The 12,951-nt window shown below is 55.9% G+C and carries 13 protein-coding genes, 1 tRNA gene and 1 pseudogene; 5 read left to right on the top strand and 10 right to left on the bottom strand.

Going from position 1 to position 12,951, the window contains the following annotated elements:
• Window positions 1-48: 48 nt before the first annotated feature.
• The 6 genes from HX821_RS09650 to queA form a co-directional block, all read right to left on the bottom strand.
• A complete protein-coding gene (locus tag HX821_RS09650; protein WP_003210309.1) occupies window positions 49-597 on the bottom strand; it encodes a glycine zipper 2TM domain-containing protein in 549 nt (182 codons plus the stop codon).
• Window positions 598-720: 123 nt separating this feature from the next.
• Window positions 721-1,635: a protein translocase subunit SecF gene (gene secF, locus HX821_RS09645; protein ID WP_003210311.1), complete on the bottom strand. Its 915-nt coding sequence runs from the start codon at window positions 1,633-1,635 to the stop codon at window positions 721-723.
• Window positions 1,636-1,644: 9 nt separating this feature from the next.
• Window positions 1,645-3,513 (bottom strand): protein translocase subunit SecD, encoded by a 1,869-nt coding sequence (secD, locus tag HX821_RS09640; protein WP_003210312.1) that lies wholly within the window; start codon window positions 3,511-3,513, stop codon window positions 1,645-1,647.
• Window positions 3,514-3,575: 62 nt separating this feature from the next.
• Complete coding sequence (gene yajC / locus HX821_RS09635; RefSeq protein WP_003175975.1) at window positions 3,576-3,914, bottom strand: preprotein translocase subunit YajC; 339 nt, start codon at window positions 3,912-3,914, stop codon at window positions 3,576-3,578.
• A gap of 43 nt (window positions 3,915-3,957) precedes the next feature.
• Window positions 3,958-5,073, bottom strand: coding sequence for a tRNA guanosine(34) transglycosylase Tgt (gene tgt / locus HX821_RS09630; RefSeq protein WP_003210314.1), 1,116 nt, complete (start codon window positions 5,071-5,073; stop codon window positions 3,958-3,960).
• 5 nt (window positions 5,074-5,078) lie between these two features.
• Complete coding sequence (gene queA / locus HX821_RS09625) at window positions 5,079-6,128, bottom strand: tRNA preQ1(34) S-adenosylmethionine ribosyltransferase-isomerase QueA (RefSeq protein WP_177035670.1); 1,050 nt, start codon at window positions 6,126-6,128, stop codon at window positions 5,079-5,081.
• Window positions 6,129-6,236: 108 nt separating this feature from the next.
• Between queA and HX821_RS09620 the strand changes: the two genes are divergently transcribed.
• Both HX821_RS09620 and HX821_RS09615 read left to right on the top strand, forming a co-directional pair.
• Window positions 6,237-6,321: transfer RNA gene (locus HX821_RS09620), tRNA-Leu, on the top strand.
• A 94-nt stretch (window positions 6,322-6,415) separates the two neighbouring features.
• Complete coding sequence (locus HX821_RS09615) at window positions 6,416-6,745, top strand: hypothetical protein (protein ID WP_003210318.1); 330 nt, start codon at window positions 6,416-6,418, stop codon at window positions 6,743-6,745.
• Here the strand turns inward: HX821_RS09615 and HX821_RS09610 are convergent.
• Window positions 6,742-7,377 (bottom strand): LysE family translocator, encoded by a 636-nt coding sequence (locus HX821_RS09610; protein WP_102605677.1) that lies wholly within the window; start codon window positions 7,375-7,377, stop codon window positions 6,742-6,744. The two genes, HX821_RS09615 and HX821_RS09610, sit on opposite strands and share 4 nt — an antisense overlap.
• A gap of 157 nt (window positions 7,378-7,534) precedes the next feature.
• On the opposite strand from HX821_RS09610, the gene HX821_RS09605 reads away from it, so the two are divergent.
• The gene (locus tag HX821_RS09605; RefSeq protein WP_177020406.1) at window positions 7,535-7,903 is read left to right on the top strand and encodes a PH domain-containing protein; all 369 of its coding nucleotides are present in this window, start codon (window positions 7,535-7,537) and stop codon (window positions 7,901-7,903) included.
• Window positions 7,904-8,008: 105 nt separating this feature from the next.
• Here the strand turns inward: HX821_RS09605 and HX821_RS09600 are convergent, their stop codons facing one another.
• On the bottom strand, window positions 8,009-9,763 hold the full coding sequence (locus HX821_RS09600; protein WP_177020405.1) for a hypothetical protein: 1,755 nt from the start codon (window positions 9,761-9,763) through the stop codon (window positions 8,009-8,011).
• Window positions 9,764-10,130: 367 nt separating this feature from the next.
• Here HX821_RS09600 and HX821_RS09595 point away from each other — a divergent pair, with 367 nt between their 5' ends.
• Complete coding sequence (locus tag HX821_RS09595) at window positions 10,131-10,355, top strand: hypothetical protein (protein ID WP_177020404.1); 225 nt, start codon at window positions 10,131-10,133, stop codon at window positions 10,353-10,355.
• Between the two features lie 114 nt (window positions 10,356-10,469).
• Here the strand turns inward: HX821_RS09595 and HX821_RS09590 are convergent, their stop codons facing one another.
• A complete protein-coding gene (locus HX821_RS09590) occupies window positions 10,470-11,045 on the bottom strand; it encodes a PIN domain-containing protein (RefSeq protein WP_177020403.1) in 576 nt (191 codons plus the stop codon).
• On the bottom strand, window positions 11,042-11,512 hold the full coding sequence (locus HX821_RS09585) for a helix-turn-helix domain-containing protein (RefSeq protein WP_177035669.1): 471 nt from the start codon (window positions 11,510-11,512) through the stop codon (window positions 11,042-11,044). Before HX821_RS09585 ends, HX821_RS09590 begins: the two co-directional genes overlap by 4 nt.
• Window positions 11,513-11,791: 279 nt before the next feature.
• Here HX821_RS09585 and HX821_RS09580 point away from each other — a divergent pair.
• A pseudogene (locus tag HX821_RS09580) lies at window positions 11,792-12,946 on the top strand (S-type pyocin domain-containing protein).
• Window positions 12,947-12,951 lie beyond the last annotated feature (5 nt).

Genomic DNA, 12,951 nt, shown 5'->3' with positions numbered 1-12,951 from the left:
AGAGAGCACAAAAAAGCACCCCTCGGGGTGCTTTTTTTATACCTGGGATTACTGCTGCGGCTGGTTCTGACCGATAACCAGGCGCCCTTCCTTGTCGACGGGGATCTGGTTGCCTGGATCACGATCCATGCGCACGGAGCCTTCCTTGCCGTCCAGGGTGTAACGTACGTCGTACCCGACAACCTTGTCGCTGATGTCATTAACGGTATTACAACGAGTTTGCGTGGTGGTGTAGGTATCGCGGTTCTGCATGCCTTCCTGAACCTTGTTACCAGCGTAACCACCACCGACCGCCCCGGCCACGGTGGCCAGCTTCTTGCCATTACCGCCGCCGACCTGATTACCCAACAGGCCGCCCGCCAGCGCACCGACCACCGTACCGACGATCTGATGCTGATCCTGCACAGGTTTCTGCCGGGTTACGGCAACATCCTTGCAGACTTCACGCGGGGTTTTAATCTGGGTTTTCACCGGCTGCACAGCCAGCACTTGCGCATACTCAGGGCCGCTTTTTACCAGGCTGTAGGTGGCAACAGCACCCCCGGCAGTCACACCGACAGCACCCAATACCGCACCAACCAGTAACGACTTGTTCACGTGAACCTCCTGACCATCACAAACGGACCGAACGATCCGCGCTATACCCAGCCTTGGAGCAAAAAAAAAGGCGCGAGTTCAATACTCGCGCCTTATTTGTAACAGCAGATCAACAATCACCCATCAAGGGCGGTCGTCGACCTCCTTGCCGGTGCTGGCAGGAGGGATCAAGTCTTCGCTGTTGAGGTTCAGCCAGATCAGTACCACGTTGGCGATGTAGATCGACGAGTAGGTACCCGCCAGCACGCCGATGAACAGCGACAGCGAGAAGCCCCACAGGTTGTCGCCACCGAACACCATCAGTGCGGCAATCGCCAGCAAGGTGGAGATCGAAGTCGCCATGGTGCGCAGCAGGGTCTGGGTGGTGGAGATGTTGATGTTCTCGATCAACGTCGCCTTGCGCAGCACCCGGAAGTTCTCACGAACCCGGTCGAATACCACGATGGTGTCGTTGAGGGAGTAGCCAATGATTGCCAGCACCGCCGCCAATACCGTCAGGTCGAAGGTGATCTGGAAGTAGGCCAGGATGCCCACGGTCACGATCACGTCGTGGATCAGCGACACAATGGCGCCGACACCGAACTTCCACTGAAAGCGGAAAGCCAGGTAGATCATGATGCCGACCAGCGCCATCAGCATGCCGAGGCCGCCCTGGTCGCGCAGCTCTTCACCTACCTGCGGGCCCACGAACTCGACGCGCTTGACCGACGCCGGGTTGTCGCCGCCGACCTTCTGCAAGGCCTCGGCTACCTGGTGACCCAGTTGCGGGTCTTCGCCGGGCATACGCACCAGCAGGTCAGTGGTGGCACCAAAGCTCTGCACGATAGCTTCGTGATAGCCGGCCTTGACCAGCTCGTTGCGCACCAGGCTAACGTCGGCCGGCTTCTCGTAGGTCAGCTCGATGAGCGTACCGCCGGTGAAGTCCAGACCGTAGTTCAGGCCCTTATGGAACCAGCTGAACAACGCCAGAACGGTAAGGAGCATGGTGAAGCCGAACGCAACGTTGCGAACGCCCATGAAGTTGATTGTACGTAACATGGCAGCCCCTTAAATCCACAACTTCTTGAAGTCACGTCCGCCAAAGATCAGGTTGACCATTGCGCGGGTCACCATGATGGCCGTGAACATCGAGGTAAAGATACCGAGGGACATGGTCACCGCAAAACCTTTGACCGGGCCGGTGCCCATGGCAAAGAGAATCCCGCCGACCAACAGGGTGGTCAGGTTGGAGTCGAGAATTGCAGTAAATGCCCGGCCGAAGCCTTCGTTGATTGCCCGTTGCACGGTCATGCCCGCAGCAATCTCTTCACGAATCCGCGAGAAGATCAGTACGTTGGCGTCAACCGCCATACCCATGGTGAGTACGATACCGGCGATACCTGGCAGGGTCAGCGTTGCACCCAGCAGCGACATCAGGGCCAGCAGCATCACCATGTTGCCCGCCAGCGCGACGGTGGCGATGACGCCGAAGAAGCGATAGATGGCGATGATGAACAGGGAGACGAACAGCATGCCCCACAGTGCAGCGTCGATACCCTTGGTGATGTTGTCAGCACCCAGGCTCGGGCCGATGGTACGTTCTTCAGCGAAGTACATCGGGGCGGCCAGGCCACCGGCACGCAGCAGCAGCGCCAGTTCGGACGACTCACCCTGGCCGTTCAGGCCGGTGATGCGGAATTGAGCACCCAGCGGCGACTGGATGGTCGCCAGGCTGATGATCTTCTTCTCTTCTTTAAAGGTCTGTACCGGTACGTCTTTCTCGACGCCGTCGACCACTTGCTTGGTGTAGGTGGTGACAGGACGCTGCTCGATGAAGATCACCGCCATGCTGCGACCGACGTTGCTGCGGGTTGCGCGGCTCATCAGTTCGCCGCCGTGGCCATCCAGGCGGATGTTCACTTCAGGCGTACCGTGCTCGCCGAAACCAGCCTTGGCGTCGGTCACCTGGTCACCCGTAATGATCAAGCCACGCTCGATCAGTGCAGGTGGACGATTGCCTTCACGGAACTCGAACTCTTCTGCAGTAGCACGGGTAGCACCCGGCTCAGCCGCCAGGCGGAATTCCAGGTTGGCTGTTTTACCCAGGATACGCTTGGCTTCAGCGGTGTCCTGCACGCCCGGCAGTTCAACCACGATGCGGTTGGCACCCTGGCGCTGAACGATCGGCTCGGCCACACCCAGCTCGTTGACGCGGTTACGTACCGTGGTCAAGTTCTGCTTGATCGAGTATTCACGGATTTCCGCCAGCTTGGCCGGGGTCATCGCCAGACGCAGTACCGCCTGACCATTGAGGTCGGCCGGAACAATGTCGAAATCGTTGAAGTTCTTGCGGATCAGCGCACGGGCCTGTTCGCGGGTTGCTTCGTCAGCAAAGCCCAGCTGGATGGCACCGTTGAGCTGCGGCAGGCTGCGATAACGCAGGCGCTCTTTACGCAGCAGGCTCTTCACATCGCCTTCGTAGACTTTCAGGCGAGCGTCGAGGGCCTTATCCATGTCCACTTCCAGCAGGAAGTGCACACCACCGGACAAGTCCAGACCCAGCTTCATCGGGTGTGCGCCGATCGCGCGCAGCCATTTTGGCGTGGTCTGTGCCAGGTTCAGTGCGACGACGTAGTCATCACCCATGACCTTGCGCACAACGTCTTTTGCCGGCAATTGGTCTTCTTGCTTGGTCAGGCGCAACAAGCCGCCCTTCGCATCAGCAGCCAAACTTGCCGCTTTAACCTGGATACCCGCGTCGGTGAGCGCTTTGCTCGCACGGTCCAGATCAGCCTGATTGACCTGCAGCGCAGTGCTGGCGCCAGTGATCTGGATAGCCGGGTCATCAGGATAGAGATTGGGAGCGGAATAAATAAAACCGATCGCCAGCACCGCCAGGATCAGTACGTATTTCCACAGAGGGTATTTGTTCAGCATCACGCCGCCCGCTTATAACGCGGGGCGCCTTGCGCGCCCCGTCGATTGGTAAAGGTTGTTACTTAGATCGCTTTGAGCGTGCCTTTTGGCAGCGTGGCAGCGATGGCGCCCTTCTGGAACTTCATTTCTACGGTGTCGGAGACTTCCAGAACCACGAAAGCGTCGGACACTTTAGTGATCTTGCCGGCGATGCCGCCAGTGGTCACGACTTCGTCGCCTTTCTGCAAGCTGCCCAGCAGGTTCTTCTGCTCTTTGGCGCGCTTGGCCTGTGGACGCCAGATCATCAGGTAGAAGATGACCAGGAAGCCGACCAGGAAAATCCACTCAAAACCACCGCCCATAGGACCGGCAGCGGCCGGTGCAGCGGCATCAGCCATGGCATTAGAGATAAAAAAGCTCATTTAGCACTCCAGTTGCAAATAGTGAATCTTAGGGTCGGAAAACTCAGTCCAAGGGCGGCACAGGCAGCCCGCGCTTGGCATAGAAGGCATCGACGAAGGCGGCCAATGTACCCTGTTGAATAGCCTCGCGCAAACCAGCCATCAGGACTTGGTAGTGACGCAAATTGTGGATGGTATTCAACATGCTACCCAGCATTTCCCCACACTTGTCCAGATGGTGCAGATAAGCGCGCGAGAAGTTCTGGCAGGTGTAGCAGTCACAGGTAGGATCCAGCGGCGATTCATCATGGCGATGGAACGCGTTACGGATCTTCAGCACGCCTGTATCGATGAACAGATGCCCATTGCGGGCATTACGGGTTGGCATCACGCAATCGAACATGTCCACACCGCGGCGCACACCCTCTACGAGATCTTCCGGTTTGCCAACGCCCATAAGGTAACGAGGTTTGTCAGCCGGCATCAGGCCCGGCAGGTAATCCAGCACCTTGATCATCTCGTGCTTGGGCTCGCCCACTGACAGGCCGCCGATGGCCAGGCCGTCGAAGCCGATCTTGTCCAGGCCTTCGAGCGAGCGCTTGCGCAAGCTTTCATGCATGCCGCCCTGCACAATACCGAACAGGGCAGCGGTGTTATCGCCATGGGCGTTTTTCGAGCGCTGGGCCCAACGCAACGACAGTTCCATGGAAATCCGCGCGACGTCTTCATCGGCCGGGTACGGCGTGCACTCGTCGAAAATCATCACGATGTCGGAGCCCAGGTCACGTTGCACCTGCATCGACTCTTCCGGGCCCATGAACACTTTGGCGCCGTCCACCGGGGAGGCGAAGGTCACGCCCTCCTCCTTGATCTTGCGCATGGCGCCCAGGCTGAACACCTGGAAACCACCGGAGTCAGTGAGGATCGGGCCTTGCCACTTCATGAAGTCATGCAGGTCGCCATGCTTCTTGATCACTTCGGTGCCCGGGCGCAGCCACAGGTGGAAGGTGTTGCCGAGGATGATCTCGGCGCCCGTGGCGACGATGTCACGCGGCAGCATGCCTTTTACCGTGCCGTAGGTACCGACCGGCATAAAGGCCGGGGTCTCGACGGTACCGCGAGGGAAAGTCAAACGGCCGCGGCGAGCTTTACCATCCGTGGCCAGCAATTCAAACGACATACGACTCATGATTGTTCCTCTGGGCCGCGCGGCGCCGGATTACGGGTGATAAACATCGCATCACCGTAGCTGAAAAAACGGTATCCGTTATCGATGGCGGCTTGATAAGCGGCCATGGTCTCGGGATAACCGGCAAATGCCGACACCAGCATCAACAGCGTGGATTCCGGCAAATGGAAATTGGTCACCAGGGCATCGACCACATGAAACGGCCGGCCCGGGTAGATAAAGATGTCTGTGTCGCCACTGAACGGCTTGAGCACGCCATCGCGCGCCGCGCTTTCCAGCGAGCGCACGCTGGTCGTACCGACCGCCACCACCCGCCCGCCGCGCGCCTTGCACGCTTCAACCGCATCCACGACGTCCTGGCTGACTTCCAGCCACTCGCTGTGCATATGGTGGTCTTCGATGTTATCCACACGCACCGGCTGAAACGTGCCGGCCCCCACGTGCAGGGTCACATAGGCCGTTTCAACGCCTTTGGCGGCAATCGCATCCAGCAGCGGCTGGTCGAAATGCAGCCCCGCCGTCGGTGCAGCCACCGCGCCCAGTCGCTGGGAATACACCGTCTGATAACGCTCGCGGTCCGAGTCTTCATCCGGGCGGTCTATATAAGGAGGCAACGGCATATGGCCGACGCGTTCCAGCAGCGGCAACACTTCCTCGGCAAACCAAAGCTCGAACAACGCATCATGACGGGCCAGCATTTCTGCTTCGCCACCGCCATCGATAAGGATCTTCGAACCCGGTTTCGGCGACTTGCTGGAGCGCACATGGGCCAGCACGCGATGGCTGTCCAGCACCCGCTCCACCAGAATTTCCAGCTTGCCGCCGGATGCTTTCTGGCCAAAAAGGCGAGCCGGAATCACCCGGGTATTGTTGAAAACCATCAAGTCGCCTGGGCGTAAATGCTCAAGCAAATCAGTGAATTGACGGTGTGCGAGGGCACCGCTGACCCCGTCCAGGGTCAGCAGTCGACTGGCGCGACGCTCGGCCAAAGGATGGCGAGCGATCAGCGAATCAGGGAGCTCAAAAGTAAAGTCAGCAACGCGCATGATGGGGTTCGTCTAGCAGGGCCGGGAAGTCTAGCGGAAATAGTGAAAATTGACCATGAAACGTGATTGACCAACGGTAATCTCATCTCTATACTTCGCCGCCATTGAGCCCTGATGGCGGAATTGGTAGACGCGGCGGATTCAAAATCCGTTTTCGAAAGGAGTGGGAGTTCGAGTCTCCCTCGGGGCACCATCTTAAAAAAAGACCTTGAAATTCAAGGTCTTTTTTTTCGCCTGCAGGAAAGTGATGATGGGCGGGCGAACGCGAGAAAAGAGGAACCTTGGCCATGGAACAGACGCTGGAAGCTGTAGCGCTTTTTGCGCTCAAGCTGGTGCATGAGACCGAAGGCGCGAGCCCGATTCTGCGGGACGACCTGGTCATGGACGGCTATGAGCGGGAGGTGTTTGGCTTGCTGGTGCGCAAGGGCGATATCAATGCCATCCAGCATAAGATCGACGAGTGCCTGGCATTGGCCCTCGAATCCCTGGGCGGTGCACACACCGTGATGGGCCGCGAGCTGCAACGGCTTGCGGTGGATGCGCGCCAAGCGACGACACTCGAAGAACTCAATGCCCCGCTCAACGCACTCAAGGATTACCTGAAGGCGATCCTTTAACGCCTGCCTTCGACCGCCATGCGTACAGCCAGGCCCATCAGCACCGAGCCCATCAACCAGCGCTGTACGGTTTGCCAGACCGGTTTGCGGATGAAGAACCCCGCGATCGAGCCCGCCATCAGAGCGATCAGCCCGTTGACGCTCACGCTGATCATGATCTGCGTAAAGCCCAGTACCAGCGATTGCGAGAGCACACTGGCGTGCCCGTTGGGGTCGATAAACTGGGGCAGCAACGACAGATACATCACTGCCACTTTGGGATTCAGCAGGTTGGTGACAAAGCCCATCATGAACAGCTTGCGCGGGCTGTCCTTGGGCAAGTCCCGCACCTGGAAGGGCGACCGGCCACCCGGCTTCACCGCCTGCCAGGCCAGGTAAACCAGATACAGCGCCCCGCCGAGCCGCAGCGCGTCGTAGGCATAGGGAACCGCCATCACCAACGCGGTGATACCCAATGCCGCGCAGAACATATAGACGACAAAACCCATCGCAACGCCGCCCAGGGAAATCAGCCCGGCCAATCGCCCCTGGCAGATCGACCGCGAAATGAGGTAAATCATGTTCGGGCCGGGCGTCAGTACCATGCCGAGCGAGATCAGGCCGTAGGCAAGCAGGCTGGAGAGTTCGGGCATGGTGTGGCTCCTTGACGACGTAAAACCTTGTGATGGCCGGCGGGTTGTTGGCGCCATGGTAGGTCGATAAAAGGAACGCCGTTAGATACAGATCCGCGAGCAAAACGTCATACACCGGTACCGGCATCCGCTGCACCACTCACCCAAGGAAAGGCACATGATCGACTTCAACAACAAAGGCTTCTTCAAGCTCAAGCAGAACAACGAATACGCCGAGCGCGTTTCGTCATTGCTGCTGGATGATGAGCAGGTCATCGATTCCTATAAGGCCATGCGCGATGGGGTGGTGTTCACCACCAAGCGCATCATCGCCGTGAACGTGCAGGGAATTACCGGCAGCAAAAAGGATTTCACGTCCCTGCCGTATAAAAATATCGTCGCGTATTCGGTGGAAACCTCGGGGACCTTTGACCTGGATTCGGAGTTGGAGATTTACTTTTCGGCGGTGGGGAAAGTGAAGTTTGAGTTCACGGGGAAGACGTCGATTGTTGAGATATCGAGGGTGATTTCCCGGCATATGCTTTGAACCAATGCGCTGCTCAGGACTACCTGAAAAAACCATTGAAGAAGCCAGCCTTGCCCGTGATCGGACCTAAACAATCACGCCCGCTCAGGGGCAAACCACTGGACGTCATAACAGTTTGCAGATCACGTCCAGCTCATCGAAAACAAAGCGCGTATTAGCCCTGCAATAGACATCATAGTGCTCGGTCATCTGCCTTCCGCTCTGCGACTGGTTGAAGTAAGCGTCTACCATCTCCTGAGGCCGATGCATCCGTGGTTTGCTCAACACTCGCTCTTCGGTAATGTGTTGATCTTTTCGAACCTGCACCCGCCCATCACGTAGAATATTCCGAAGCAGATTCCACTCATAAAAGAAAATACCATCCAGTTCATAAAAGTTCAGGAAGGGGATATTGTGCAACAATACAAAGTGACTATTACCTGCGTGAGCACCGGCCAGGCCATGCTGGCTCAGTTTCTGGCGAATACTTTCATCGGAAATAGTGTCCCTTAGCACGGCCAACTGCCTGACAAAGCCGGTACGAAAATTAGCATTAAGAAATAGCTGGCACTGCTCCGAAAGATAGGTTGGAATTTCCGATAATTGATATTTAACCTGAATAAAGTAATAAATATCATCCTCTAGGTCCCGAACCACCAAATCAATATCATACCCCTTGATTTTCGCATTATTGCCCGGCTTGAATTCCCCAAACACCTCCAGGCGTGGATCGTTGAGTTTTTTAATGTAATTTAAAACGTAATCTTTTTCGAAGCCGGCTCCGAGCAGTTGGCCAAAGTCCGCCTCTTTCCCATTGATGGTTGCGGTACCTAGCAAGTACCTGACGAATTTTCTCAACCCATACTTAAAGTTCAGCGCTCCCCGCACATAAACGCCGCCCTTGTATTCTATGAAACTGCTGGCGGAGTCCAACGTTGGTGCGCGTCCGGCCAAGGCACTGTTGATCATATCCACCGTGGCAGGACTGACAATAGTCCTCAGGTAAGCTTCATCGGTTGTACGTTCGCCCGACATCACACGCAGCTCCAGGTGAACGGCAAAATCGACTATTTCTCGCAAGTAATGATACTTGGGATGCCGTGTCATGGCGGCGGACAAGTACTCCGAATGTATAGACAGGCATTTATCGAGAGTCTGATCCACCAGAAGCCCACGCAAATCCGGATTCAAACGGCCATATTTCTGCAACAGTTCCGCCATGTCATACAATGTGCGTGTATCACTGATTTTAGAATTAGCCTCAGTAACCTCCGCCAACCAATACCCCTTGATCCGTCGCTGTAGTTTCGCGGTAGGTACAATGTGAAGAGTGCTCCCAACCAACCTGGCAGTCAGAAGCCCATGCCCCATGAGAAAATAGATTTCACTGAGGTAATAACACAACCACAAGTTAGCATTCTTCAGGATGGATAAGTTATGTACGGCTCGCAGCTGCAGGTTTTCGGCAATCCTGTTGCACGTATATTCAAGCGCCGCCCATGTGTAGGCTTTACTAAAATCAGCGTACGTATCACTTCCCGACGCTGATGACGCACCATGACCTGCAGACGCCACCTCAATCCTGAAATAGCTACCCAGTTGATCTGTGAACCGGTTAACCGTATTAGGGTTGAGCGGTGTGTTGTCTTCGAAGAGATACTGCGGCAGCGATTGTCGGGCCTGTTCCAGGTTTGCCTTAAGTTTCTCCCAGAGTATTGCCTGAACCTGTTCGGGACAAATCAGCCGACGCAGTGCGGGTATTTTGTAAAGCATTCGACTGCGCCAGGTGAGACGTTTGCCAGCTGGCGGGAGGGCAGTCGTGTTCGCCATAGGGTCATGCAAAAAGGCAAGTAGTTGCGGGTCTACATCTTCATAAATCATCAACTGGCGTCCTGTCCAATTTCCACTGAGGGCAGGCACTCGCCTTATCCCTATCGGTTATGGCGCATGACCCTAGCATATCGACACACCGGTTTTTCGACGCCTGCACGCGAACTGGAAGCTTCCTACACCTGATTAGGAGGTGAGCACCCATTCAGAAAGTGAGTTTTCCCACGCACACCATCGAACAACGGGAATTTCAGGTTCGCCTCCGCCCTCATAGGCTCGCTTCCTTGTACAGGGAAGTGAGCAGCCATGACAGAGCGCGCGTATCCAATTAGCGAAGAAGAACAGCTGAAGCGGCGAATTTCGATCCGATAACGGGTGAAGAAACTAAAGACACAGATGACTTGAAAAGAGTAAAGCCGTGAAGCACTTGATATACGTTGTGCCTATAAGTAGCGACAACATTTCAGCTGAAATCTCCCTCAATGTGAAAGCTGAAGATTTGCGCACCATCATGGGTTGGCAGACAGAGAGTGACGGCGTCTACGACTATCTGCTTACAGCAAATCAGATCAAGGTCATTGAAAACCTCACGTCACAGGTTCTTCCAAAAAATGCGTCGCTCTACCTCGCCTGTGACGAGTGAAATCAATCTCAACATTAGAAACTTAGGGGTCAGAAACTTAGGGGGGCAGATCTATTTACTCCAGATATGCCAAGAAACATCTGACCGGCAGATGCAGCCCATCTGACACAATCTCTACAACATCACCTCATAAGGCCCAAGAAACTTAGTCGTCTGCACCAACCCCTGCCGCATCAACATCTCCAGGTAATTCCCCGCATCCATCGGCGGCCTCTTCAGCGATCGCCTTTGCTTCTGCGCCGCAGCCAACACAGCTGCCTGATCCAAATCCCAAAGATCCGAAACAAAGTCATCCGGATGCATCGCTTCAATGTCGTAAGCGTCCAACACCCGCGCTGGAAAATCCCTCAAGTTGAAGGTCACGATAACCTCGGCCTTACTCCTGATCGCCGCCGCGAGCACATGACGATCATCAGGATCAGGCAAATCCAGGCTCGAACAAAGATCCTCGTACCCCGTCACCAGAGCATCCGGTATCGCCATGTCCATCAGCGCCGAAGTGCAATCCATTTGAGCTACCGTTAAGTCAGGTCGATTCTTGAGCACATTTCGCTTCCACTCTTCATGAATCTGATTAGTCCATCGCGCTCGAAAAAGCCCCGAAAGGCCAAGCCACATAAGCAAGTCCCTGAGTGGCGCAGGGTAGAGAACACAGGCGTCGTATACCGCAGTAAAAGGCGAACACCTCATCCCTCATACCCCACTCCCAACTCCTGCGCCTGCTGCGCCAACGCATCCATCGCCTCCTGACTTTCATCCTCACGCCGCTGCTTGAACGCCATCAAATCAGAAAACCGTATCCGCCGATGCCGTCCGGTTTTGGTGAATGGAATAGCGCCCTCTTCCAGCATCTTGACCAAATGCGGTCGCGACACATTGAGCATGTCGGCAGCTTCCTGGGAAGTCAGTTCAGCGTGGACCGGCACAACCTTTACGGCATTACCAATGGCCAACTCACCCAAAATATCGACCAGCAGGCGCAGCGCTGAGGTAGGTAGCACCAGCGTATGAGGCTTGTCTTCCTTGTCGAAAATGTCGATACGCTGGGTCTCAAACTTGGTCGATAGTAGAGACGCCAACGCTCGCTGGCCTTGTACGGCGGCTTCGACTTCCTTTTCCAACGGCAGGACGGTTTTGGGGAGATGGCTGGCAATCATGATTTCGCTCCGGCAAGTACTCAACTGAGTGAGACCAACGCTAGACGAAATAAACGAAAATCGCAATAAACGAAACGACCGCTAGTCAGTGAGCTGTTCGTCAGTAAGGAGCACAGGGGACGAATCTACTTACTCGTCGTACTTTGCGGCCTGCAGCGTGGGACGCGATTGTCGCTGTTGATCTGATGACATTTCCCACACCTCCCATCGAACAGCGAGAATTTCAGGTTCTTCTCCGCTCTCATAGGCTCGCTTCCTTGCACAGGGAAGTGAGTCGTCATGACAGAGCGCGCGTATCCAATTACCGAAGAAGAGCAGCTGAAGCGGCGAATCCTGACTCCGCAGCCTAAGCAGATTTCGAATTCACCGTTCATTGATTTGTATGAAGCGCCTCCCCCGCCATCGCCTGAACCCGCGAGGATTCCAGGCCACGTATTCGCCAAGTCGTGCCAGTTGCCCGACGGGATCATCAGCTACAACAATCCCACCGGCTATGTGCCGCTTGAGCTGATCAAGGACTACGGCCACTTCACGCTGTTAGGCGGGCGGGAGATGGACAGCCACGGCGGCGTGTCCCTCAGGAAAATCAGTGGTAGTGCCCTGCCCGTAGGGCTTGGCCAGCTTGTATTGCGCACAGCGGCATTGGAGTCCTCGGCTGCGGCGGTCGGCGCCGCAGCGGGGAGCTTGCTTGCAGGGCTGGTGGCGCTGGCTTGGCCATCGGAGCTTGGCGACAGTGCGCTCTATAGCGAAGAGCAGCTTCGTAACCTGCAAAAAGCCCGCTCGCGGATGCGCTTGCATATCGAGCAACGCGACGACGGGACGCTCAAGGGGTATGGGTTTTACACCGGTAAAAATACCGACTGGCAGATGATCGATGTGGTGCAGTTTCAGAGTCGTGACAGTCAGTTCGTGGCGGATCTTGGCGAGGGTGTGGAGCTGATTTGGACGCCGGCCATTGATCCTGGCGACACCCTTGGCATTCCGGCATTGGAAGCTGCACCGCAAGCTCCGGTGATGTGGATTTATCCGCCGACGGAGGCTGCCGAGCAGATTCTGGTTAACCCGATTTATCCGCCGGAGTATCGGGATTTTATTCTGGTGTTTCCGGTGGAGTCGGGGGTTCGGCCGCTGTATGTGGTGGTTAGCGTTAGGGCGGGCGATCACAAATACCATTCCGCTCCTGGCACAGACGAAATCACCGGTTTCCTAAACCTGAGCAAGGCAAAACCCAAGACCCCAAAGCAAGGTGGGGCAGGGCTTAGAGAGCGCTGGATTGATGACAAAGGACGGATAATTTACGAGTGGGACTCGCAGCACGGCGAACTAGAGGCGTAGAGAGCAAGCGATGGCAGTCACTTGGGGGCGTTCAACCACATAACTGGTGAACGGCTGAAAAAGCCTAAGAAAAAACGAAATATCAAAAAATTTTTGTGAGGGCA

It is taken from the genome of Pseudomonas sp. B6001 (assembly GCF_013386015.1).
In the GTDB taxonomy this organism is placed as follows: Bacteria; Pseudomonadota; Gammaproteobacteria; order Pseudomonadales; family Pseudomonadaceae; genus Aquipseudomonas.
The sequence above is the reverse complement of the archived record's forward strand: the minus strand, read 5'-3'. Positions and strand labels throughout refer to the sequence as shown.